Source organism: Cytobacillus kochii, from assembly GCF_020171845.1.
GTDB classification, from domain to species: domain Bacteria; phylum Bacillota; class Bacilli; order Bacillales; family Cytobacillaceae; genus Cytobacillus; species Cytobacillus kochii.
On sequence record NZ_JAIVAM010000002.1, the window covers coordinates 72,228 to 94,951 of the forward strand.

The following is a 22,724-nucleotide window of genomic DNA, read 5'->3' on the forward strand; positions in this document are numbered from 1 at the left end:
TAAATTTCATTTTTTCATTTTGTTCTCTCATTTTTCGTAATCCTTCTTTTTTTGCACTTGTTGATATATATTGGTATGCAGTTTTTTTAATATAAGTCGTAATTGTTATTATTTATGGCGGGTGGAAAAAATAAAATATTGCTACCAGATTACTAACGATTTACTATATACTGGAATTAAGATTTAGTAGATTAATTCGTTACTGAATGGAGTGTAGACGAGCTTGAAAAAAGTCGGTCTTAGTCTGATGTTTATTGGTTTATTATTTATTGGGTTTAGTGTTTGGACAATTGTTGCTGGTAATGTGAAGGAATCACAGTCATTACAAGTGGCCAAGGCAAAGGTTGCTGAAGGGGCGAAAAAGGCAGAAGATTATTTGCCAAAAAAAGGAGAAGCAGCAGGGATACTTTTGATACCAAAGCTTGATGCAGAATTACCCATTATTGAGGGAGTTGATGCAGATGATCTGGCAAAAGGAGTTGGCCATTATCTAGGGAGTTTATATCCGGATGAAGGAGGTCAAATTGTACTTTCAGGTCATAGGGACACTGTCTTTAGAGGCATGGGCAAGTTAAAATTAAATGATATTTTCACTATAAAAGTACCATATGGAGAATTTGATTATAAAATTACTAAAACAAAAATTGTAGATAAAGGAGATACAAGTGTCATTACATTGCAACAAACAGAAGAAGAATTAATTGTTACTACTTGCTACCCTTTTAGTTTTGTGGGAGATGCACCTGAGAGATACATTATTTATGCCGAGCGAGTTAAATAGTCTTAAGACGAAAATATAGAGCAATAAATAGGTAAGAAATCCTTATTCATATAAAATTATTAAACTAACTTTCTCTAGCCCCTTATTTTTTTAGAATTTTGTGATAAAATTTTCAATAAAAGTATGAAAGGGTTAGATGAATGGGGATTCAATCAGTTTCTTTTATTGGATTGGGTGCGTTGGGCGTTCTTTTTGGTAGCCAAATGAACCTTTCATTATCAAAAGGTGCACTTACATTTGTTGCTGATGAGGCAAGAGTGAAAAAATATAAAGAGAGAGGAGTTTATGCAAACCAACAGTTTTGCGATTTTGATTATAGAACACCAGAAAGCATAGAAAAACCAGTTGATTTACTCATCTTTTCAGTTAAAGCAGATGGGTTGGATGCTGCCATTGAATTAGCTAAGCCAATTGTCAGTGAGCATACAATCATTCTTTCTTTATTAAACGGGATTTCAAGTGAACGCATATTAGGTAGTGTATTTGGAGAAGACAAGGTTTTATATAGCGTAGCCCAAGGGATGGATGCTGTTAAAGTAAACAATATACTAAGCTATCATCATATGGGGATGATTTGTTTTGGCGATCAGGAGGCTGGTGAGACATCAAAAATGACAAAGGAAGTAGCTGAATTTTTCGATCGCACAGGTATTCCGTATGAAGTAGATACTAATATGATAAAGAGACAGTGGGGCAAATTCATGTTGAATGTGGGTGTGAATCAGACAGTTGCAGTCTATCGGGGGAATTATGGAACCATTCAAGTAGAGGGAGAGCCGAGAGAAACGATGATTGCAGCAATGCGAGAAGTGATTCGTATAGCACAGTATGAAGGGGTCACTTTAAAAGAAGATGACTTATCTTATTGGTTAAATGTTCTCGATCAATTAAATGCAGAGGGAAAGCCGTCTATGGCACAAGATGTCGAGGCTGGAAGGAAAAGTGAAGTGGAGCTTTTTGCGGGAACGGTAATAGCATTGTATAAAAAGCACAAGCTAGCACAACCAACCACAAATAAGATGTTATATGAAAACATTCAACATATTGATAGTCATTCAGTTTAAGACCACTGAAAAGGAATAAAATTGTAGAATAAACTGGGTTAGAGGAAGTTTGGAGGTTTCTATGTCAAAGAATGATGCGCTTTTTCAAAATCATAGTAGCCTAAAGGTGGTTTACCCAATTGAGGTTACTCACTTATTAATGAACCATACATCTGCAGCTATCGTTTTGACAAGCATAAATCATCGGATAAATAAAATTAATCAATCGTATACGGATCTATTGGGCTATCGTGAACAAGATGCACTTGGTACGAATTTATATACTCATTTGCGGTTGAAGAAAGACAATATATTAAAGCCCTTTCAAGATAAAGCGGAAGCAAAGGGTATTCATAAAGATGGCCATCTTATTAATTTGGAATTATCGCATTATCCCATTTATGATTCATTAGAGCAAATTGCTGGTGGTATTACATTTATTAATGAATTGGCGGATTCTGAATGTATTGAGGATATCGTCTCAAATAATTTAGGAATCAGTCGATTAATTACAGAGCACACGTCAGATTTAATTTTACTGTACGGACTAGATAAGAAGGTTATTTATGTATCCCCGTCCTTTGAAGAATTATTAGGGTTGGAAAAAGGCACCTATCTGGGTAAAGGTGTAATGGATCATATGAATAAAGAAGAAAGAGAATACAGTGAATTATTGTATAAAAAAATTAATGATACCGGAGAATCCCAAATTCTACAATCACGCATGAAAACGAGTAGTGGGAATATCATATATATTGAGTCTAATATTTCTCCGATTTTTAATGAATTTAATGAAATTCAATTGTATGTTTGTGTCGGTAGGGACGTCACTGATCGTGTGAAAAATGATGACGCTCTAAGAAATTTAGATCGCCTATCCATTATTGGTCAACTAGCGGCAAGTGTGGCTCATGAGATCAGGAATCCACTGACATCGTTAAAGGGTTTCTCAAAACTATTACATTATATGGAGGAGAAAGATAAACAGAAAGAGTATTTATCAATTATTTCTCATGAACTAGAGCGTATTGACGGAATTGTCAATGAATTTATGTCTTTAGCTAAGCCGCAAGTAGTTGATTATGATTATTTTGACCTTTATGAGATTTTAGAAGCTACATTCAAATTTCTTCACCCACAAGCCATGATGTGTAATGTCCAAATTCGATTCATAAAGCCAGATCAACAAATTGAATTACTTTGTAATCAAAATCAATTAAAGCAAGTATTTATTAATTTCTTAAAAAACTCTATGGAGTCAATGCCAAATGGTGGGGAAGTAATTATAGCTATAGAAGTATTAAGAAATAAAAGAGTAAGAATTAATTTTAAAGACGAGGGTATAGGTATAAGCTCAGATCGTTTGCATTATTTAGGTACCCCTTTTTATACTACAAAGGATAAAGGAATCGGTTTAGGACTAACTGTTAGTAATAAAATTATTCAAGAGCATAATGGAACGATGAAGATTGATAGTAAACCAGGTGGCGGTACAATAGTAACCGTTGAACTAGGCTATTCATAAAAAGATTCATCGTTTTAAGAATGATACATAAATGAATGCATTAATATTTGAAAATGCATTTTTTTATATTTGATCATTATTTCAGCCTTTCTCGCTATTTAAGCGAGTTTTTTTGTAAATATCTTCTTTAAGACTTAAGGCTTAGTTGGAATTACAATCTTAGTCCATGGAAAAAACTCCTTCAAATGTTGTATTCTTATACTGTAAGGGTAAGTAAAAATAAGTTCACTTATTTTGAAACTTAAATAAGACGAATTACGTAAATAGTATAAGCGGTAAAGTCAGGAGTCGATAATTTTGAACCCGTTCTATGTGTTTTTTCTACGGATACTTATCACTGTACCTGTGTCTGTGTTGACATGGTTAATTAGCTACTTTTTTATGAATTACGGTTTTTGGATGAGTGGACTAATTGGTGCTGGTGTGGGTGTATTTACGTATTGGTTGAGTGGAATAATTATTGTCCATCGTTGGTTGAAAAGTAAGGGACTCAAGCGGAAAGAGTTTCGTTTTATACAAGATAATTTAGATGATGCCCGAATCAAGATGAGTCGTTTACATCGTGCTTTAATGGCGATTCGCCATTGGCCGTCTGGTCGTCAACGTAAAGATTTTATTAAAGTGACAAAAAGGATTTACCAACTTGTGCAAAAGGAGCCGAGACGCTTTTATCAAGCTGAATCATTCTTCTATTCGCATTTGGATTCAGCGGTAGAACTCGCTGAAAGATATGTTTTTCTTTCCTCACAACCGAAGAAGGATTGGGAACTTGAGCAATCATTAACAGAGACCAGAAAAACTTTGCAAGAGCTAATGGTTCATGTGGATAAGGATTTACGTTCAGTGCTAGCGAATGATATTGATGATCTTCATTATGAGATAGATGTAGCCAAACATAACATTAAGAAATTAAAAGATGAGAAAACGAATGATGAAAGTAGGCGATTAAAATGACAAAAGAAAAAAATACGTCAAATCAACCTACCCTTGGTGCAGATATATTGGATGATCTTTTAGCGGACCCTTTTGGTAATGACGACGAGACAGTCACAAAGGTTAAAAGTGAGGACTCATCCAGTCGTGTAAAATTAATTGATGTCATTCCAGAGGAAAACCGGCAAAAAGCTTACCAATTAGCTGAACAAATCGACCCAAGTAATCATCAAGCTATGATTTCATATGGTACGCCTGCTCAATCAAAGTTACTCAATTTTTCACATGCGATGCTTGACCATGTGCAAAGAAAAGATGTCGGTGAAGTAGGTTCAATTTTGGGCGAACTTATGCAAAAATTTAATGAAGTGAACCCGGATGATTTAAAACATGAAAAACAAGGCTTTTTCTCAAAGATATTCGGCAAGCTTTCAGGTTCTGTCCATGAAGTATTGTCGCAATATCAAAAGGTAGGTGCACAAATTGATCGCATCAGTGTGAAGTTAGAGCGTAGTAAAAACTTGCTTCTCTCAGACATTGTTATGCTAGATAAGCTATATGAAAGTAATAAAGAATATTTCCATGCCTTAAATATTTATATCGCTGCAGGGGAACTAAAGCTTGAGGAAATGAGAGAGAAATCGATTCCGGTTCTAAAAAAGAAAGCTGAATCATCACAGGATCAAATGAAAGTACAGGAAGTGAATGACTTAGTCCAATTTGCTGAAAGATTGGATAAACGTTTATACGATTTAAAGTTAAGTCGAGAAATCACCATCCAAAGTGCGCCACAAATTAGATTGATCCAAAATACAAACCAAGCGCTAGTTGAAAAGATACAATCATCCATTATGACCGCCATTCCATTATGGAAGAATCAAGTCTCTATTGCTTTAACGTTGATCCGCCAACGCCATGCAGTAGAAGCGCAAAAGCACGTCTCAAAGGCAACGAATGACTTACTATTGAAGAATGCAGAAATGCTAAAAATGAACACCATCGAAACAGCGAGAGAAAATGAACGCGGTTTAGTAGATATAGAAACATTAAAGAAAACCCAGCAAAACCTAGTGGAAACGATTGAAGAAACATTGCGCATCCAAGAAGAAGGTCGACATAAAAGAAAACAAGCCGAAAGTGATCTAGCCCATATGGAAAACGACTTGAGGCTAAAACTATTAGAAGTAAAAGATAAATAATGTCATTAGGCACGAACAAATGCTAATTTAGTATTTGTTTGTGCCTTTTTGAGTGGAAGAATAATTGAACTGAAAGGGCATATCTAGAAAGGATCAATACTTATGTTAAAGACTAAAGAATAGCCAAGCAAAATACCAATGTTCCGGCTTTTGGCTTTTTCATTATCCAACTGGGACACGCGAAGCGATTTGTATCGGTAGCTTGACAGTTACTGTTGTTCCCTCGTGTAAAACACTTGAGAAATGAATGGAACCATTGTGGCTTTGAACTATCTTATTGCTGACAGTTAAACCAAGACCAGTACCTTTTTCTTTGGATGAATAAAAAGGTTCTCCGAGTTTTGTTAATAATTCTGGAGACATGCCATCGCCATTATCAGATATTTTTATGATAGCAGTATCCTCTTCCTTTTCTAATGAAATCATGATTTGACCGTCTCCGTCAGTTGAGGCTTCAATAGCATTTTTAATTAAATTGATAAATAATTGTTTAAGTTGATTAGGTTCACACAGTATAGAAATTTGCGTACGTAAATATGACTTTAATTGAATTTGAATATTATGGAGTGATGCTTCCGTTTTTAATAGTGAAATGACATTATGGAGTAATTCAAAGATGTCTGCTTGAATGAATTTAATCTCTTGTGGTTTGGCTAGTAGTAATAGTTCGCTAACAATATGATTGATGCGATCCAATTCTTCTTCCATAATGCGATAATAAAATTCATGTTTACTGTCTTCTGTCGTTAATACTTGTACAAATCCTTTTAACGAAGTGAGTGGGTTTCTTATTTCATGAGCCACACTCGCTGATAGTTCACCAACAACAGATAATTTTTCCGTTTTTCTTAATTGTTCTTCAGCTAATCGTAGCTTTGTGACGTCTTTCCCATAACAAATAATACCAGCTTGTTTATTGTTGATAATCATAGGCACAGCTGTACATTCTAAGATGATTTGCGGCCCATTTTTATGGTTCATCGCCATCTCACATTGTATATGTTGATTCGTTTGTCGTATGTGTTCAAGACTTTTAAATACTTCATCATGTAAGTCTTTAGGAAATAGGTGGGTGATAGGTTGTTGGAGTACTTCTTCTGGCTGATAACCGGTTATCTCCTTAAATTGGGGGTTTGCTTGAGTAATCCGTCCGGATAGATCCATCATGACGATCATATCTTGGCTGTACAAAAACAGCGATTTATATTGCTGTTGACTTTCTTGTAATAATTCATCCAATCTCTTTTTTTCGGAAATATCTCTACCGATAATTACAAGCCCTTTTCTACTCCGGTCTTCATGAAAAAGAGGAACTTTAATTGTGTCGAATGTCTTCTTTGTTCCATCCGGTTGTAAAATATTTTCCTCGATTCTCGCAATTTTTCCACTATCCCATGTTTCCTCATCTGAAATCATACAATGAGCGAAGGAGTTTTTGTAAAAACTTCTTGCTTGATCGCCGAGTTCAATATCTGTTTTTCCCCGATATTGGTCTTCTTCAAGGTTAAATAGTTCAAGAGCGACTTTATTCGCTTCGATCCATCTCCCTTTTTCGTCTTTAAAATTCACGAAATCGACCATTGCATTAATAAGTGTGGATAATCTCTCTTTATCTTCTTTCGATGTATTTAATTCTTCAATTCTTTTTATAAAATAGTAGAAGAGACAAGTTGTAAAGGAGATATATACAATTTCTTTTATATGTATCATGGAGATTAGGTTAGATGATGTATGAAATTCACTAATGAGTAGGTTTGTTGAAATGACCCAAATGATACTCCCTAGAAAAAAGAAGATTAAGAATTTTGTTTTCATATCTATGCTCCTGTTCTGTAAGACAAATAATCACTATTATTTTATAGTAATCGATTATGAAAAATTTTGCCATTAAAGATTGAGTATTTTAATAATTAAGTATGATTGTAGGATAAATAAGCGATAAAAAAATAAGTTATAATAGTAGAAACTAGTTGGAGGAGATGAATTAATCATGTATTTAACAATAGAAGAGACAGCTCAATATTTATCGGTGTCAGTCACTTATGTAGAAGAGTTGATCCTCCAAGGTAAAATTCGTGTCATTCATGATAGTGAGGGAGCAGTACTCATTTATAAAGACCAATTTAAAAGCCACTTTCAACAATTAGAAAAATATAAGAAATTGGCGTAAGGATGTGACATGTTGAAGTTAAAGCTCGTTAATGAAGGTAAGAAAAGATATATAGATCTGTTACTGCTTGCGGATGAACAAGAGAATATGATTGATCAGTATTTAGAGCGTGGAGACCTTTATATTTTCGAGGAAAAGCAAAAGTTAATCGGCGTTTGTGTTGTAACAAAGGAGAATGAAGATATATATGAAATAAAGAATCTGGCTGTTGCCCCACATTTAAAACGAAAAGGATATGGCAAAAAGATGATTCAGCTTGTGGAAGATATCTATAAAGGGAGAGCCCGCAAGCTTCAAGTAGGAACGGGAGATAGTCCCCTTACGATCCCTTTTTACCAGGCGTGTGGATTTCATATTTCTCATCAGATTGATGATTTCTTTGTGAAACATTATGACCGCCCTATTTATGAGGGGGGTAAACAACTCATTCATATGGTGATTTTACAAAAGCAGCTTTGACCTCTAAAAGGATAGAATGTTTTACATTTCTAATTATTTTGTCTATTCTAGAAAAGAGAGAGTATTTCTAGAGGAGGAATGGAAGATGTATGATATTCTAATCGTTGGAGCAGGGCCTTCTGGTGCGAGTGCAGCTTTATTTGCTGCTAAAGCGGGGAAGAAAGTGATTGTTATTGATAATGACAAAGGTGTAACAAAAAGGGCTTGGGTTGAAAACCATTATGGAGTATTAGAGGTATCAGGTCCGGATTTGGTTAGCACGGGTAAAAAACAGGCAGAGAAATTTGGGGCAGAGTTAGTAGATGCAACAGTAGAATCTCTTGAGAAAAAAGAAGAAGCTTTCGTTGTTACTACTTCTGAAGGTAGTTATGAAGCGAAACATGTGATTTTAGCAACAGGGTTCTTGGCTGATTTAGCCGAAAAAGCAGGTGTACAAACGAAACCGGGAACAGAGCCAAGAGTAAAAACCATTATTGATGTAGATGCATCAGGTCAAACCAATATTCCTGGCATCTGGGCTGCAGGTACGACAGCAGGTGTAAGTGTACATACAATTATTACTGCTGGAGATGGCGCGAAGGTAGCTATTAATGTAATTAGTGAGATAAATGGTGAGCGTTATGTTGACCATGATGTATTGAAATAAATAGTTGTTTAAGAACGCTGACTGTTATGGTCAGCTTTTTTGGTTTGAAGTCGATTGTTGGAGAACATGTTCTATTGACCGAGAATGGAAGGACGATCTTGCATTCTTAATGTATTGGAAAACCATCATTTTGGAGAGAAGAAGTGCCCTTTAAATTTACGGAATGAAGGGATCTATAAAATGGTCTAAATATAAGCTCTCCATTAAATTATCTTCTCGTTATCACTCCTTTTTATTTATGTTTACCTTATAGTAATCATCCTCTTCTATCCATCATTTGTCATCTATCATTTGTAGTTAAAAGGTTCGTATATGAGAAACTAGCATTTTTTCCCTATTGAAAGATAGTGAATACTACACTTAATAACTCGGAATTAATAGTCTAAACTTTTAGAAAATCAATTAATAGGAGGAAAAAATGAAGAAATCTATCTTAAAATTGAGTTTAGCGACTACTCTTGTATTTGGTGCATTAGGTGTTCAAGGATATGTTGTTAAACCTGTCGAAGCTGCTGATACACAGAGTCATTCACATCACTTCTATGACTATTTAATTACAAAGTTAGTAAATGAGCACAAAATCTATCGCAATATTGCTCATCTTGCAAAAGAGCCGAGAGTTGCAGGAACAGATGAGGAAGATGAGGCTGTCGAATTTATCAAAAGAGAGTTTAGGAATTACGGCTATCGTGCAGATATTCAACCGTTTACCTATGTTGGATATACACCCCCACATACGATTGAACTACAAGTAGATGGATATAATGAACAACTAAACCCTGACTACTTTACGTATTCTATTAGTGGGAATGTGAGTGGGGAAATCGTCAATGGCGGTCTAGGTAAACCAGATGAATTAGGTGATGTTACAGGGAAAATTGTTTTAATCAAACGGGGAGAGTTAAGCTTCAGTGAGAAAGTGTTGAATGCAGGAGAGGCAGGGGCAGCGGGTGTGATTATTTATAATAATAGTGAGGGCTCTTTAAATGGAACTTTGGGAGCACATAATGATCAATTTGTTCCTGCTATTTCTTTGTCAAAAGCAGAGGGAGATGCGTTGCTTGCTAGTATAGAAGCCGGAGAGATTACAGAGGCGGCTATCAATATAGAAGGGGCAAGTACAGGAGAAAAAACTTCTCATAATGTCATAGCGAAGAAAAAGCCAACCTCAAAATTAAGAGATACGAATGATATTATTGTTATCGGTGCTCACCATGATTCTGTAGCTGGTGCACCAGGGGCCAATGATGATGCTTCAGGAACAGCGATGACTCTTGAATTGGCAAGGGTACTTAAGTTATTCCCAACTGATACAGAAATTCGTTTTATTACATTTGGTGCTGAAGAAGTAGGATTACTTGGTTCTACACATTATGTAAATAGTTTACCGGAAGATGAGCGAAATAGAATAGTGGCGAATTTTAACTTAGACATGGTTGGGAGTAGAGATGCAGGCAATTTAGTTTTGGCCACAATTGATGGGGAGCCAAACCTTGTCACCGAGTTAGCTCAAGAGACTAGCACGAGGTTAAATGGAGAAGCGACACCGATTAGAAGTGGTGGAAGCAGTGATCATGTGCCATTTGCAGAGGTAGGTATTCCAGCAGCTTTATTTATTCACAGCCCTTCAGAGCCTTGGTACCATACACCAGATGATACGATTGATAAAATTAGTAAGGAAAAACTAAAGGATGTAGCTAGTATTGTTGGAACGGCGGTATATCAACAAGCGCAAATTGATCGGATGTTCAAGCCTAGAAAGCAACAAGAGAAAAAGGTAGAGCCACAAATGTTTCTTGAAGAGGATTTAAAATAGGTAAGGTTCAGTTCTGTAAAGGTGGGGGCGGATGTTCCTATCTTTTCTTGCTCATTTTCCTGATTGGTCATCAATTGCTCACTTTCTATCCATACGAAGAAAATATATGTTAAAATTTACTTCATTACAGAGACGGAAAGAAGGATGGGAATGAACAAGCTCGGTCTATTTTTATTTATGACAATATTAATGATGATATGGGGATTTAATGTGTCCGCTATTAAAATCCTTGTCTCATCTTTCCCACCGATTACGATTACTGCTATCAGGATTCTAGTTGCGGGATTTTTTGTTTTTCTTATGCTCGGGGTGATAGGGAAAGTTAGAAGACCAAATCGGAAGGAATTTCAATATATTATATATGGTGGTCTCTTTAATATTACGGCTCATCATTTTTTCCTAGCACATGGGTTAATGGAAACATCTGGTGCTAACGGAGGATTGATTTTAGGGTCAGGGCCAGTCTTGACGGCTATTCTCTCCGCCATTATCATTAAAACCATGCCTTCACGTATGCAGATTATAGGTTTTATCTTCGGCATTATTGGTGTTTCTTTTATCGTTGTAATCGGTAATGGAGGGTTATCTGGTTTTTCTTTTGGTGATATTTATATTTTCTTATCGATTTTATCCCAAGCGTTCAGCTTTATTCTTATTAGTAAGGCAGCGAAAACTATTGATAGTAGACTACTCACTGGATATATGCTGGTTTTTGGGGGCATCATCCTCGCCATCATAGGTTTGATTTCAGAGCCTTTGGCATTTACAAATTTATTAGATGCTCCAAGTTCTTTATGGATTTTATTCTTAGCATCTGCCATTTTAGCAACGGCTATTGGACAAATGGGCTACAATTATGCTATTAGTAAAATTGGTCCTGCTGAAGCGGCCATCTTTTTAAACTTAAATACATTCTTTGCTCTTGTCGGATCGGCATTATTTTTAGGGGAGCAAATCACGATTTACCATTGGGTTGGTCTTGTCTTTATCATTCCTGGTGTACTCCTTGGATCAGGTGCGATTGAATCATTATTAAGAAAAAGAAGAACAGAGAAGATGAAGCCGCCAATAAAAGAAAGAAACGTGGCAAACAAATAGGTTTGTAAATGAATTTCCTCTTAAAAGGGATGAAAAATCCGAACAATTATTCGAAGCTTTAGCAGCGTTTAAATAATCGTTCGGATTTTGTTTTTTAATATCCTTTTTTATAATCCACTACATTCGTATCAAGAGCATCGCCATTCAAATATTTTTTCAGGTTAGGAATGAAGATGTTTTTAATGACTCTTTCGTTATAGTGTTCGGTTGAGCCAGATGTATGTGGGGTGATGATTAAGTTATTTAATCCCCATAATGGACTATCTTCAGGGAGCGGCTCTTTTTCAAAAACATCAATACCAGCACCTTTAATTTCTCCTTCTGAAAGTGCATGATAAAGTGCGTTTTCATCAACAATTTCACCGCGTCCAATATTGATAAAAAAAGCTGTTTGTTTCATGCGTTTGAACTGTTCTTTACTGAACATATGGTATGTATCCTTCGTTAAAGGCAGGGTGACGACAATATAATCACATTTAGGTAGGATGTCGTCAAGTTCCAGTGAAGTATACATTTCATCTACGTAATCGACAGGTTTGCCTGAATGTCTAACACCAATGACATGCATATTAAACGCTTTGGCAATGCGAGCAGTTTCTTGTCCAATCATTCCAACACCAATTATACCGATGGTCTTTCCATGCATTTCGAGTTTGTTACCAGTTCCATCCCATACTTTTTCTTGTTGTTGTTTAACATAACGGTCGATACTTCTTGTTAAACCTAACATCAATGCAAAAATCGTCTCCGAAATTGGATAAGCATGTACCCCGTTTGCACTTGTTAGAAGGATGTTTTTCTTGTCAAAGTCTTCGAGTGGCAAATAATTCACACCAGCACTCCATGTTTGAATCCAACGAAGGTTAGCATTATTCGCATAGGTATCATGCATACGATGTTTCCAAGCAACAATCACTTCTGCATCCTTCATATGACTCTCCCAAACCTCGTGATCCTTCCCTATGATGTGTTCCCAATCAGGAGTGATTTCTGTAATGGCTGTTTTAAGTTCCTCGCTTAAGTTTTGTGTGATAATCATTTTTCTTTTAGACATAAGGTATCCTCCATCGGTAGAAATTTTTCAAGTCTACCCTTAATAATAGCAAAATCTTCAGGATACCGAAATAAAAGATATTGAATATTACTATTATTCGTCGTCTTTTATATATCTACCAGTTTCAGGCATTGCGATGTCATCAAACTCCCTTACAAGAGTAATAAGGCTTTGTTGGAGAGTTTGTTCAGCCATAGGAATACCATGTCCTGTGATGGCGATATGAGGATTAAGGTCAGAAAGTTTTCTGACAGATTCTCTTGCTAGTTGCCAATCAGTGGTTAAATACCTTGGGGGACCACTAATTTCTTGCTCCTGTGTCATCACTTTAAAAAGGGACTCTTGTTTAACGGTACAAAAGGCATCCCCAGCAATTAAGACACCATCGCTTTTGCGGTAAAGCGAGATATGACCTTCTGTATGTCCAGGGGTATGAATCCACTGCCAACCGGGCATTTCGTCAATATGACCGTCTCTTGGTAACGGTTTTATATGCTGTGAAATATTAATACCTTCATTAGGGAATAAATTCGAAAACTTAGCTAATAATCCACCATCAACGGTATTATCAGGTTCTGGATAATCTTTCCGACCAGTTAAATAAGGTAATTCCATCGAATGAGCATAAACAGGGACATTCCATACTTCTAAGAGCTCATGAATCGCCCCTACGTGATCAAAATGTCCATGTGTTAATATGATCGCAACAGGTTTCGCACCCTTTCCATATAATTCTTCTGCAGCTTCAATTATTTTTTGGGCTGATTTTGGCATACCAGCATCAACAAGGACCCATGCATCCTCTGCTGTTTTAACAAAACAAACATTAACGATTTGAATGTTTATATAATCAACACCTTCTGCAGAATTAACAATCATACCGCTCGTTGTTGAGGTGATAGGCATATAATGTTGCTCAGAATCATACTCTCTCATAAGATTTTATCTCCTTTACATGTCTTTATATGAGAGTATACCCTGCTTACATTCGATTAATCTTTAACATCAATAAAAAGGAATTTTTTACAAACGATTCATACTGTGTTTAAATAATTTTTATACAATTGTAGAAAAGGGAGAGGATGGTTGAGCAATGATATTTGCCCACCGTGGATTAAGTGGTCGCTTTCCGGAGAATACAATGCTTGCTTTTGAAGCTGCAAGAAAAGCTGGTGTTCACGGAATCGAATTAGATGTCCAATTATCTAAAGATGGTGAACTTGTCATCATTCATGATGAGAAAATCAATCGCACAACAGATGGTACAGGGTTTATCAGGGATTTTAAATATAAAGATATTGTGCAATTTGATGCAGGGAGCTGGTTTAACACCGAATTTAACCATGCGAGAATCCCACGATTAGAAGAGGTTTTTCAATGGGCGAAAGAGGAGAATAATGAATTGGTTATAAATGTAGAATTGAAAAATGATGTCTTTCGTTACGATGGTATGGAGGAGAAGGTGTTAACTTTAATTGAGCAATATGGTTTAAGAGATCGAATCATTCTTTCATCTTTTAACCCTGAGAGTGTGAAGAGAATACGAACATTAGATAATGAAATAAATACAGGGTATTTAATTCTAGGTATACATGCTAATGCAATTAAGGTAGCTCAGAATATTGGAGCCGATGCTATTCATTGTCAAAAAGAATTTGTGCAATCCATACATGGTATACAGGCAATAGAAAACAAAATCCCATTACGTACTTATACAATTAATCGATGGTCCGATGCTCAATCACTACTCAACCAAGGCGTTGAGGTGGTTATGACCGATTTCTGTGATGAATTTGTATCCAACTATCAATAAATGGAATAGACAAAAAAAGTGGCTGAATTGGCCACTTTTTTTCATTAACGTCGAATGGGACGTTCTAAGGTTAATACTTCATCTTCAATACTAGCAAACTGTTCTTTTAGCATGGATTGAGTCTCTTGGATAGCTGCATTGTAAAAGTGAGGGGCGAGTGATTCTTTAAAAAAATCTAACACACGTTCAGCAGCGAATTCGGAAAGATCTTGGTCTTTTTCCTGAAGAAAAAACTGTTGGATTTCTTCAATCATTTGTTGTTGCTGTTCTTTTGTCAGTCGATAAAACATGTAATGACCTCCATTTCTATACGACCATCATACACCATGAATGATGAAGATGCATGTTATGAATAATGAAAAACGGCAGTTATTACGGCTTCCACGATGATTTCACCAGGTTCAATGGGCGGAGAAGCAATAGATTGAAGAGCAACTTTCTGTGTGAAGGGCTGTATTTGTCTGCTGTCTTCGATAATCTTTATCGGGGTAAGATCTACTGTTACATTTAAAACATTAGCTATAGATTGGGCTTTACTTATCGCATCCACTAATGCCTCATTTAATGCCTTATAATACCACTTCTGTTTCTCCGTTAATCCAAATTCAAGACTATTTATTTGATTGGCTCCGTGTTCCATTGCTAAAGCAATAATTGTACCTATTTGATTAAGTTGACTGACGGTAACGCGAACTTCATTTATCACTTGATAGCCTGAAATCTGCGAAGAATCATCTTGTTGATGGTAGATGGGATGTACATTAAAGTGAGTCGTTTGTATGTGCTTTTCGTTGATACCGGCTTGTTTTAAAGCAGAAAGAAAAGATTCTGTGGCTTGTGTATTTTCCTTTTCAGCTATCTGTATTTCTTCATTTTCCGATATGACACCGATATGAATAGTGGCTATATCAGGTTGGACGGAAAGTCTTCCTAAACCATTCACATGTAATCTCCGTTCTTTGTTTCGCACTTCATTATATGAATAAGGGTACATGGTCATCACCTTTCAATTCTTTATCTTATTAAGTGTATGTCGTATCACATTTTTTAGAAATGATTGTATCGTTGTGATGTAGATAAAGGTTGGAAAAAATCAAAAATATATTGACCTTGTAGTAAGCTTCAATGTTATCTTCAAATAAGAAGAAAGGGAGGAAGGAAATGTATATTAAACAAATCGCTTCTCAATATGATATTTCTAGTGAGACAATCCGTTATTATGAAAAAATCGGTTTAATTACTCCAGAAAGATCTGAAAATGGCTATCGATTATATTCAGACAAAAATGAAAGAGAACTCAAATATATCATTGTGTTAAAACAATTAGGATTCTCTCTACAAGAAATCAGTGAACTGTTTATATTAGATCGGACTCAGCCGTCAGAGGATTGTAAAATAAAATCGGAGCAGTTAATAGGTGTAAAGGTTGAAAGTGTTGAAGCGAAACTTCACTTTTTGACAGTTGCTTTGGAAGCTTTAAAAGAGATTCGTTTCATGATAAAGGAAGGAAACTTTAAAGAGAACCAAAGAAACTTAGATCAAGTCATTCACAATGTATATGAACAGATGAAAATAGGTGGTGTGGAAAATGAGTAATCGCATTATTGTTAAGTGGGAATATATTCTTTTACTATTATTAACAGTAGTAGCTTATATTACATGGGAATTCTCAATACTTGCCTTCTTTTTATTTTTGTTTTTACCAGATGCTTTTATGTTTGGCTATCTCCTCAACAATAAAGTAGGGACGATTCTCTATAATATAGGCCATACATTTATTTTCCCCTTATTGATTTTAGGAATTTATTTTGTAATAAAAGAACCTATATTATTAATGGTATCTTTGATCTGGTCTGCTCACATTAGTATGGATAGAGCCTTAGGATACGGCCTTAAATATGAAGAAGGGTTTAAAGTAACACATTTACAAAAAATATAGAAAACAAAGTACTGTCATTTAGGTAAGGTAGCGAACCATTTTTTTATAGGAAAGAAAGTGTTAGTAAGCAAAATGCTCCATAAATATCATTGGTATTATCAGAAATGTTAGTTAATCTGAAAGACGAAAATAACCGGCTTGCCAGGTAAGTTAATAGGGCGATGAAGTGGAAGGTTGATTAAGGGTTTCCGCGATTAATAAGTGAAGGAATAGAGAAATCGAAGTAGGGTAAAAGGGAGAAATCGCGACTAATAAGTGGAGGAATAAAGAGATGAGTAGGGCAAAAGGAGAAATCGCGACTAATAGTTAGAGGAATAAAGAGATGAGTAGGGCAAATGGTAAAATCGCGACTAATAGTTGGAGGAATAAAAAGATGAGTAGGGCAAAAGGAGAAATCGCGACTAATAGTTAGAGGAATAAAGAGATGAGTAGGGCAAATGGTAAAATCGCGACTAATAGTTAGAGGAATAAAGAGATGAGTAGGGCAAATGGTAAAATCGCGACTAATAAGTGAAGGAATAAAAAGATGAGTAGGGCAAAAGGAAGAATCGCGACTAATAAGTGAAGGAATAAAGAGATGAGTAGGGCAAAAGGAGAAATCGCGACTAATAGTTGGAGGAATAAAGAGATGAGTAGGGCAAATGGTAAAATCGCGACTAATAAGTGGAGGAATAAAGAGATGAGTAGGGCAAAAGGAGAAATCGCGACTAATAGTTGGAGGAATAAAGAAATGAGTAGGGCAAAAGGAGAAATCGCGACTAATAATTGGAGGAATAAAGAAATGAGTAGGGCAAAAGGAGAAATCGCGACTAATAGTTGGAGGAATAAAGAAATGAGTAGGGCAAAAAGGGCCTACAAATGTGAGAAAGAATTAACGCTCTCGCATATTGATGCAAGCTAATTTCAACATTCTTTTTGTCTTTTTATAAGTTCCTTAGCATTCCCTTAGTGAAGGGACAAGTAAATAATCTATAAAGTGAACGGTGTAAAGATCAGATCACGAAAAAAACACGAATGATTCATTAAGTAGAACCATTCGCGTAAGATATCTTACTTATTTAGCTTAAAAGAGCTTTTTAACGATACAATTCGGTTGAAGACTGGTTTTTCAGGTGTACTATATTTAGAATCGACATTGAAGTAACCGTGACGGAAAAACTGGAATTTATCTTGTGGTTGAACCTCTTTCAAGTTAGGTTCAATAAATCCTTGCACCACTTCAAGTGAATTTGGATTAATATAGTCTAAGAAATCTTTGTCTTCTGATGCTTCTTCTTTCATTTGCTCGTCTAATACTAAAGGTTCATATAGACGGAATTCAGCAGGGATGGCACTTTTGGCATCAACCCAGTGTAATGTACCTTTGACTTTGCGTCCTGTAAAACCTGAACCACTTTTCGTTTCAACATCATAAGTGCAGTGTAATTCAACAACATTGCCATCTTCATCTTTAATCACATCATTACACTTGATGAAATAAGCATGCTTTAAGCGCACTTCATTTCCAGGGAAAAGACGGAAATATTTTTTTGGAGGATTTTCCATAAAGTCCTCTTGTTCTATATATATTTCACGAGAGAATGGAATTTGTCTTGTGCCCATTTCCTCGTTTTCAGGATTGTTTTCCGCTTCTAACCACTCGGATTCACCTTCAGGGTAATTGGTGATTACAACTTTTAAAGGTTTCAAGATTCCCATTGTTCGTGGGGCACTGAGTTTTAAATCCTCGCGCACATAGTGCTCAAGCATCATTTCATCCACTGCACCACTACCTTTAGAGACACCAGTTTCTTGAACAAACTCACGAATGGCACTAGCAGTATACCCTTTGCGACGTAGACCCGATATCGTTGGCATTCTTGGGTCATCCCAGCCATCAACAATTTCTTCATCTACTAATTGCTTTAGTTTTCGCTTACTCATTACTGTATTTGTAATATTTAAGCGTCCGAATTCAATCTGTTGTGGTTGGTTTTCCATTTCACATTCCGCTACAACCCAATTATAAAGAGGACGTTGATCTTCAAATTCTGTCGTGCATAATGAGTGCGTTACACCTTCGATTGCATCTTCAAGCGGATGGGCAAAAGCGTACATAGGATAAATACACCATGTATCACCCGTATTGTGATGAGTCGCATGAGAGATACGGTAAATGACAGGGTCGCGTAAATTTAAGTTTGGTGATGACATATCTATCTTTGCACGCAAAACTTTTTGACCGTTTTCATATTCCCCATTTTTCATTTTTTCGAATAGGTCTAGGTTTTCTTCAATTGAACGGTTACGATAAGGACTTTCTTTACCAGGCTCAGTTAAAGTCCCACGGTACTCACGAATTTCATCTTGGTTTAAATCATCGACATATGCTTTGCCTTTTTTAATTAAAAGCACTGCACGGTTATACATTTCATCAAAGTAATTGGATGCATAATGTAGCTCTTCCCAATCATACCCGAGCCATTTTACATCTTCTTTAATGGCATCGACATATTCTTGGTCTTCTTTCAGTGGGTTTGTATCGTCAAAGCGTAAGTTTGTTTGCCCGTTAAAATCGTCTGCTAAACCAAAGTTAATAATGATGGATTTGGCATGTCCAATATGAAGATAGCCATTTGGTTCAGGTGGGAAACGGGTTACAACAGTGTCGCGCTTTCCATTTTCTAAATCTTCTTTAATAATTGTACGAATAAAGTTTGATTGTTCCAATCCGATATCAGCCTTTCTACCTTGTTCTTTACCTTATTTTAATCTGAATAAGCCTATAAATAAAGTGCCTGTTGATTCTATCTATTATATACAAAAAAAGCGCGCTTAAAAAGTTTTTCTCCATATAAATAAGGAGGGGATCAACTTTTTGTCATGAATATATATAAGGGTTGGACAATGAAGGGGAGAGTTATATGGTGAAAGGCTGCCGAATCATTGCTTATGAAAAGAAGTATGCCCCCTCGACAGTTAGCTTTTGGAGGGAGAGTAAAGAAGTTGCTATTGGTCAAAAGGAAATACATAGTATGACAGAGCATATCTATTTTCTCAATCATATGTTAACAAAACAATTTCAAGTAGATTTAGCGGTGCTAAATGAAACGCCAATTGGCATGATTGCTTATAATGAAGGCGAGATTAATCAACTATATGTACATTTAGCTCATCAAGGAGTGGGGATTGGTGGGGCATTATTAGAGCATGCGAAAGCTCGTTCATGCGGGCGTTTAAAATTATATACTTTCGAAGTAAACAAAAAAGCACAGCAGTTTTACGAAGGCAAAGGATTTAAAAAGATTGCCTTTAATAGGGATAACGAAGAAGGGCTACCTGCAATTGAATATGAGTGGATCCGATGTCTAAGTAGAGGAAGTGAGGGGTGAAATGCGCGTCATTTTAAGTGTGAGCATGATTGTAGTTGGAAGCTTTTTGTTATCTTTAACAGTTGATCAATTAGGTAGAAACGGAAATGGAATTATGCATATTATTGCTTTAGGGATGTGTTTCTTGGCTATTATTGTAGTAAGAAAAAGGAGAGTTTCTTTAAAAACGACTATTTTGAAAGATAAGAAAGTCTTACTTAGTATCGTTTTTTCCTTACTAATGTTTTTCATTGGAGCAGTTCTACTCTTCCATCATACAAGATATTGGCACTTTTGGGGCATAGGATCAATGCTTGTTTTATTTATTAGTTTGGACAGAGTGGAGAGGTTATTACAAAATATATCTGAGCAATGAAGGTACTTTATTCAGTCGCTCTACAGGGTCAAAAGTCATTTTCATAAAAAAAGGGAACATTTAATAGTCGTCAGACGTATCTTAGATAACTTTACGAGAAAAGGAGACATTCGATGACCTTTGATATCCTCTTTTTATTGTTTATTCAGTTTGTTTTACCTGTTGTTTTTTCTTTTTCATTATGGAAAGGAAAGCTTCATAGTAAGCTAGACTGGCTTTTACAGGCTACGATGACAGGTTTACTCATCCTTTGGCTGTTCTTTTCCTCTCCTTGGGATTTGTTTAGTTACTACTTACGATTTTTTATTTTGGCCTTTTTCATTGTTGCTTTATTTTTATCTTGGAAGAAAGTGAACAAACTACCGTTTAAAACAGAATTCAATTTATCGCAAAAAATATCAATGGTCATTTACGGGCTTCTTATTCTTGTTTTTGGTTATTATAATGTATCGACATTTAGTGGGTTCTCAACGAATATGAAGGCAGTACAGTTAGATTTCCCGCTGCAAGATGGGGTTTATTATGTTGGGCAAGGTGGCAGTCATGTCCAAATCAATTATCATCATGCTCATGAGAGTCAAGCCTATGCGGTAGATATCGTGAAATTAAATGCCCTAGGTAGTCGAGCAACTGGAATTTATCCCAATGAGTTGGATAAATACGAAATATTCGGTGATGAGCTAACAAGTCCGTGTACTGGAGAGGTTGTCCAAGCGGAGAATGATTTAGCAGATTTAGTCCCTCCCAATGCAGACCCTAAAAATGCAGCAGGTAATTCAGTTGTTATATCCTGTAAAGGTGTAGAGGTTTTACTAGCACATATGCAAAAAGGTAGTGTACGTGTGCAATCAGGTGACAGGGTAGAAGTAGGCGAGCCAATCGGTTTAGTTGGCAATTCAGGTAATACATCAGAACCACATCTACATATTCATGCTGAAAAAGACGGAAAAGGCGTTCCGATTGAATTTGATGGCAGGTTTTTAGTTAGAAATAGCATCGTTTGGTGATTGTCAATGAAGAAAGGCTATATGTCAATCGTTTGGTCCCCTTGGGTGATTAACAAAGTTATGGAGGTTTGCTGCCAGAAATTCAAGTGATAGTCAAACACATGATTTTTTCCCAGCTAAGTAAGCTGAAAACTCTAAAGAAACCTAAGCAATCTCGGTTTGCCCAGCTAAGTAAGCTGAAAACTCATAAGAAACCCGAGCAAACTCGATTTGTCCAGATAACTATGCTGAAAACCAAAAGAAGCCCGTGCACCCTCGATTTCCCAAGCTATCTATTATGATTACCGGCATGGTGTCTCTTCACTTATATATTGATAGTTAACTATCATGCATTTACTACTTTAGAAATAAAAAAGTAAGTGAGTTTCGCAAAAGGGTCTTGTTTGGCCTACTCAAATCTTTAAAAAAGAGAAGAACCAACTCTGTAATTGGAGTTGGTTCAAATTAATTAGGAGAAAATTCCTTTTATAGAATCGATTAAATTCTTAAAGAAGTCAGATACAGCTTGAAGAAAACCTTTATCACCAACTGCTTCTGAAATTTTTTCCTGTACACTATTGGCCAAATCCTCTAATTGGGATTTGACATTATCAAAGTTAATATTAAGTTCTCGCATTTTTTCAAAAAGGTCATAAAGGAGCTTGCGGTCTTCTTCGCTAAGCTGTATTTCTAGCTTTTGCATTTGTTCATCAACAATTTGTTGGATATCTTCCTTTGTTGCAGGGTTTTGCTCCGCTATTTCTTTTTTGATTTCAGTGAGCAGTTCGGTTACCTTTTCTTGGTCCATACCTTCTTTTTTCGCTAAATTTGTCGCAATACTTAGTTCTTCGTTAGCTACTTCTGTTCTTTCCTCATCCAACTTCTCGCCTTCACCTTGGTCATAGGCTTTGTATATTCCAACTAGAGCTGAGTGACCACTGACTTTTACTGGAGAAGCGATATCAACTATGGCTTCTTCTATACCAGCTGTAAGTAAGGCATTGGCATACATTTCATCAGTTACTTCAGTAATGTTTTCAGGTGTCATTTGGTTGATGATTACACCCTTACCTGTATCTGTGCGCGTAATCTTCGCAGAGGAATACATATTAGAGCGGGGATCACCTTTAATATAATGAACAATATCATCAGCAGTAATAATAATTTCTTCTACTTTGCTGTTTTCTTTTACACCTAATAGCTTCTTCGTTTCTTCTTTCTGGCTTGAACTTAAAGCCTCACCATAGGCAACAATTGGTAATCCATATTTCTCATTAATACTTTCCTCAGAATCGGCTGACCCTGTTGAAGCAAAAACAGTGGTTTGTAATGAGAATAATAGGGTAATAGTTGTAATAATAGATAAAACCCTCGATTTTTTCTTCATCGTATGACGCTCCTTTCACTAAGATTATAGACGTTTCAGGATAAAAAAGGTTTCATTTTAAAGAAATTGATGAGAGGTATGTATAGTATAAACCCGGCATACTCTAAAAAATATAATCCTATCAATAACTAATTCCTATTCAACGTGCA

The 22,724-nt window shown here is 36.0% G+C and carries 24 protein-coding genes; 17 read left to right on the forward strand and 7 right to left on the reverse strand.

The annotated features are described in order from the left end of the window. Window positions 1-247 precede the first annotated feature (247 nt). The 5 genes from LCM23_RS01255 to LCM23_RS01275 all read left to right on the forward strand — a co-directional run bounded on the left by LCM23_RS01255 (window position 248) and on the right by LCM23_RS01275 (window position 5,481). Complete coding sequence (locus tag LCM23_RS01255) at window positions 248-781, forward strand: class D sortase (RefSeq protein WP_404826575.1); 534 nt, start codon at window positions 248-250, stop codon at window positions 779-781. Window positions 782-921: 140 nt separating this feature from the next. Further along, a complete protein-coding gene (locus LCM23_RS01260) occupies window positions 922-1,845 on the forward strand; it encodes a ketopantoate reductase family protein (RefSeq protein WP_224934835.1) in 924 nt (307 codons plus the stop codon). 61 nt (window positions 1,846-1,906) lie between these two features. Beyond that, complete coding sequence (locus tag LCM23_RS01265) at window positions 1,907-3,349, forward strand: PAS domain S-box protein (protein ID WP_224934837.1); 1,443 nt, start codon at window positions 1,907-1,909, stop codon at window positions 3,347-3,349. Window positions 3,350-3,646: 297 nt separating this feature from the next. Next, a complete protein-coding gene (locus LCM23_RS01270) occupies window positions 3,647-4,303 on the forward strand; it encodes a 5-bromo-4-chloroindolyl phosphate hydrolysis family protein (RefSeq protein ID WP_224934839.1) in 657 nt (218 codons plus the stop codon). Continuing rightward, the gene (locus LCM23_RS01275; RefSeq protein ID WP_224934841.1) at window positions 4,300-5,481 is read left to right on the forward strand and encodes a toxic anion resistance protein; all 1,182 of its coding nucleotides are present in this window, start codon (window positions 4,300-4,302) and stop codon (window positions 5,479-5,481) included. The genes LCM23_RS01270 and LCM23_RS01275 overlap by 4 nt, the downstream gene beginning before the upstream one ends. A 162-nt stretch (window positions 5,482-5,643) precedes the next feature. Here LCM23_RS01275 and LCM23_RS01280 read toward each other — a convergent pair whose 3' ends face one another. Next, complete coding sequence (locus tag LCM23_RS01280; RefSeq protein ID WP_224934843.1) at window positions 5,644-7,296, reverse strand: PAS domain S-box protein; 1,653 nt, start codon at window positions 7,294-7,296, stop codon at window positions 5,644-5,646. Window positions 7,297-7,471: 175 nt separating this feature from the next. On the opposite strand from LCM23_RS01280, the gene LCM23_RS01285 reads away from it, so the two are divergent. The 5 genes from LCM23_RS01285 to LCM23_RS01305 all read left to right on the forward strand — a co-directional run bounded on the left by LCM23_RS01285 (window position 7,472) and on the right by LCM23_RS01305 (window position 11,670). After that, window positions 7,472-7,651 carry an excisionase family DNA-binding protein gene (locus tag LCM23_RS01285; protein WP_224934845.1) on the forward strand — a complete coding sequence of 60 codons (180 nt, stop codon included), beginning with the start codon at window positions 7,472-7,474 and terminating at the stop codon, window positions 7,649-7,651. Between the two features lie 12 nt (window positions 7,652-7,663). After that, the gene (locus LCM23_RS01290) at window positions 7,664-8,110 is read left to right on the forward strand and encodes a GNAT family N-acetyltransferase (protein WP_224934848.1); all 447 of its coding nucleotides are present in this window, start codon (window positions 7,664-7,666) and stop codon (window positions 8,108-8,110) included. An 85-nt stretch (window positions 8,111-8,195) separates the two neighbouring features. Then, window positions 8,196-8,756: an NAD(P)/FAD-dependent oxidoreductase gene (locus LCM23_RS01295; protein WP_224934850.1), complete on the forward strand. Its 561-nt coding sequence runs from the start codon at window positions 8,196-8,198 to the stop codon at window positions 8,754-8,756. A 418-nt stretch (window positions 8,757-9,174) separates the two neighbouring features. Further along, the gene (locus LCM23_RS01300) at window positions 9,175-10,572 is read left to right on the forward strand and encodes a M20/M25/M40 family metallo-hydrolase (protein WP_224934852.1); all 1,398 of its coding nucleotides are present in this window, start codon (window positions 9,175-9,177) and stop codon (window positions 10,570-10,572) included. Between the two features lie 150 nt (window positions 10,573-10,722). Continuing rightward, on the forward strand, window positions 10,723-11,670 hold the full coding sequence (locus tag LCM23_RS01305; RefSeq protein ID WP_224934854.1) for a DMT family transporter: 948 nt from the start codon (window positions 10,723-10,725) through the stop codon (window positions 11,668-11,670). A gap of 94 nt (window positions 11,671-11,764) precedes the next feature. Here the strand turns inward: LCM23_RS01305 and LCM23_RS01310 are convergent, their stop codons facing one another. Next, window positions 11,765-12,724, reverse strand: a complete 960-nt coding sequence (locus LCM23_RS01310; RefSeq protein WP_224934856.1) for a D-2-hydroxyacid dehydrogenase — start codon at window positions 12,722-12,724, stop codon at window positions 11,765-11,767. Window positions 12,725-12,817: 93 nt separating this feature from the next. Next, window positions 12,818-13,660, reverse strand: a complete 843-nt coding sequence (locus LCM23_RS01315; RefSeq protein ID WP_224934858.1) for an MBL fold metallo-hydrolase — start codon at window positions 13,658-13,660, stop codon at window positions 12,818-12,820. Between the two features lie 157 nt (window positions 13,661-13,817). Between LCM23_RS01315 and LCM23_RS01320 the strand changes: the two genes are divergently transcribed. Beyond that, on the forward strand, window positions 13,818-14,537 hold the full coding sequence (locus tag LCM23_RS01320; RefSeq protein WP_095370323.1) for a glycerophosphodiester phosphodiesterase: 720 nt from the start codon (window positions 13,818-13,820) through the stop codon (window positions 14,535-14,537). A 44-nt stretch (window positions 14,538-14,581) separates the two neighbouring features. On the opposite strand, the gene LCM23_RS01325 is transcribed toward LCM23_RS01320, so the two are convergent. Both LCM23_RS01325 and LCM23_RS01330 read right to left on the reverse strand, forming a co-directional pair. Then, the gene (locus LCM23_RS01325) at window positions 14,582-14,827 is read right to left on the reverse strand and encodes a DUF2164 family protein (RefSeq protein WP_224934859.1); all 246 of its coding nucleotides are present in this window, start codon (window positions 14,825-14,827) and stop codon (window positions 14,582-14,584) included. A gap of 56 nt (window positions 14,828-14,883) precedes the next feature. Continuing rightward, window positions 14,884-15,531, reverse strand: a complete 648-nt coding sequence (locus tag LCM23_RS01330) for an SIMPL domain-containing protein (RefSeq protein WP_224934861.1) — start codon at window positions 15,529-15,531, stop codon at window positions 14,884-14,886. A gap of 167 nt (window positions 15,532-15,698) precedes the next feature. On the opposite strand from LCM23_RS01330, the gene LCM23_RS01335 reads away from it, so the two are divergent. The 3 genes from LCM23_RS01335 (at window position 15,699) to LCM23_RS01345 (ending at window position 17,377) form a co-directional block, all read left to right on the forward strand. Continuing rightward, the gene (locus tag LCM23_RS01335; protein ID WP_224934863.1) at window positions 15,699-16,133 is read left to right on the forward strand and encodes a MerR family transcriptional regulator; all 435 of its coding nucleotides are present in this window, start codon (window positions 15,699-15,701) and stop codon (window positions 16,131-16,133) included. Next, on the forward strand, window positions 16,126-16,476 hold the full coding sequence (locus tag LCM23_RS01340) for a DUF4260 domain-containing protein (protein ID WP_224934865.1): 351 nt from the start codon (window positions 16,126-16,128) through the stop codon (window positions 16,474-16,476). The genes LCM23_RS01335 and LCM23_RS01340 overlap by 8 nt, the downstream gene beginning before the upstream one ends. A 577-nt stretch (window positions 16,477-17,053) precedes the next feature. Next, a complete protein-coding gene (locus tag LCM23_RS01345) occupies window positions 17,054-17,377 on the forward strand; it encodes a hypothetical protein (RefSeq protein ID WP_224934867.1) in 324 nt (107 codons plus the stop codon). Between the two features lie 149 nt (window positions 17,378-17,526). On the opposite strand, the gene LCM23_RS01350 is transcribed toward LCM23_RS01345, so the two are convergent. Next, on the reverse strand, window positions 17,527-19,185 hold the full coding sequence (locus LCM23_RS01350) for a glutamine--tRNA ligase/YqeY domain fusion protein (protein WP_224934869.1): 1,659 nt from the start codon (window positions 19,183-19,185) through the stop codon (window positions 17,527-17,529). A gap of 194 nt (window positions 19,186-19,379) precedes the next feature. On the opposite strand from LCM23_RS01350, the gene LCM23_RS01355 reads away from it, so the two are divergent. The 3 genes from LCM23_RS01355 (at window position 19,380) to LCM23_RS01365 (ending at window position 21,209) form a co-directional block, all read left to right on the forward strand. Continuing rightward, window positions 19,380-19,847 (forward strand): GNAT family N-acetyltransferase, encoded by a 468-nt coding sequence (locus LCM23_RS01355; RefSeq protein ID WP_224934871.1) that lies wholly within the window; start codon window positions 19,380-19,382, stop codon window positions 19,845-19,847. A gap of 1 nt (window position 19,848) precedes the next feature. Then, window positions 19,849-20,202 (forward strand): hypothetical protein, encoded by a 354-nt coding sequence (locus tag LCM23_RS01360; protein ID WP_224934873.1) that lies wholly within the window; start codon window positions 19,849-19,851, stop codon window positions 20,200-20,202. Window positions 20,203-20,315: 113 nt separating this feature from the next. Next, the gene (locus LCM23_RS01365; protein WP_224934875.1) at window positions 20,316-21,209 is read left to right on the forward strand and encodes a M23 family metallopeptidase; all 894 of its coding nucleotides are present in this window, start codon (window positions 20,316-20,318) and stop codon (window positions 21,207-21,209) included. Between the two features lie 448 nt (window positions 21,210-21,657). Here the strand turns inward: LCM23_RS01365 and LCM23_RS01370 are convergent, their stop codons facing one another. Beyond that, on the reverse strand, window positions 21,658-22,575 hold the full coding sequence (locus tag LCM23_RS01370) for a DUF1002 domain-containing protein (RefSeq protein ID WP_224934877.1): 918 nt from the start codon (window positions 22,573-22,575) through the stop codon (window positions 21,658-21,660). Window positions 22,576-22,724: the final 149 nt, after the last annotated feature.

Coding starts and splice junctions, on each gene's coding strand:
- LCM23_RS01255 (WP_404826575.1), top strand. CDS start 248: ATGTTTATTGGTTTATTATTTATTGGGTTTAGTGTTTGGACAATTGTT.
- LCM23_RS01260 (WP_224934835.1), top strand. CDS start 922: ATGGGGATTCAATCAGTTTCTTTTATTGGATTGGGTGCGTTGGGCGTT.
- LCM23_RS01265 (WP_224934837.1), top strand. CDS start 1,907: ATGTCAAAGAATGATGCGCTTTTTCAAAATCATAGTAGCCTAAAGGTG.
- LCM23_RS01275 (WP_224934841.1), top strand. CDS start 4,300: ATGACAAAAGAAAAAAATACGTCAAATCAACCTACCCTTGGTGCAGAT.
- LCM23_RS01280 (WP_224934843.1), bottom strand. CDS start 7,296: ATGAAAACAAAATTCTTAATCTTCTTTTTTCTAGGGAGTATCATTTGG.
- LCM23_RS01285 (WP_224934845.1), top strand. CDS start 7,472: ATGTATTTAACAATAGAAGAGACAGCTCAATATTTATCGGTGTCAGTC.
- LCM23_RS01295 (WP_224934850.1), top strand. CDS start 8,196: ATGTATGATATTCTAATCGTTGGAGCAGGGCCTTCTGGTGCGAGTGCA.
- LCM23_RS01300 (WP_224934852.1), top strand. CDS start 9,175: ATGAAGAAATCTATCTTAAAATTGAGTTTAGCGACTACTCTTGTATTT.
- LCM23_RS01305 (WP_224934854.1), top strand. CDS start 10,723: ATGAACAAGCTCGGTCTATTTTTATTTATGACAATATTAATGATGATA.
- LCM23_RS01310 (WP_224934856.1), bottom strand. CDS start 12,724: ATGTCTAAAAGAAAAATGATTATCACACAAAACTTAAGCGAGGAACTT.
- LCM23_RS01315 (WP_224934858.1), bottom strand. CDS start 13,660: ATGAGAGAGTATGATTCTGAGCAACATTATATGCCTATCACCTCAACA.
- LCM23_RS01320 (WP_095370323.1), top strand. CDS start 13,818: ATGATATTTGCCCACCGTGGATTAAGTGGTCGCTTTCCGGAGAATACA.
- LCM23_RS01325 (WP_224934859.1), bottom strand. CDS start 14,827: ATGTTTTATCGACTGACAAAAGAACAGCAACAACAAATGATTGAAGAA.
- LCM23_RS01330 (WP_224934861.1), bottom strand. CDS start 15,531: ATGTACCCTTATTCATATAATGAAGTGCGAAACAAAGAACGGAGATTA.
- LCM23_RS01335 (WP_224934863.1), top strand. CDS start 15,699: ATGTATATTAAACAAATCGCTTCTCAATATGATATTTCTAGTGAGACA.
- LCM23_RS01340 (WP_224934865.1), top strand. CDS start 16,126: ATGAGTAATCGCATTATTGTTAAGTGGGAATATATTCTTTTACTATTA.
- LCM23_RS01345 (WP_224934867.1), top strand. CDS start 17,054: ATGAGTAGGGCAAAAGGAGAAATCGCGACTAATAGTTGGAGGAATAAA.
- LCM23_RS01355 (WP_224934871.1), top strand. CDS start 19,380: ATGGTGAAAGGCTGCCGAATCATTGCTTATGAAAAGAAGTATGCCCCC.
- LCM23_RS01360 (WP_224934873.1), top strand. CDS start 19,849: ATGCGCGTCATTTTAAGTGTGAGCATGATTGTAGTTGGAAGCTTTTTG.
- LCM23_RS01365 (WP_224934875.1), top strand. CDS start 20,316: ATGACCTTTGATATCCTCTTTTTATTGTTTATTCAGTTTGTTTTACCT.
- LCM23_RS01370 (WP_224934877.1), bottom strand. CDS start 22,575: ATGAAGAAAAAATCGAGGGTTTTATCTATTATTACAACTATTACCCTA.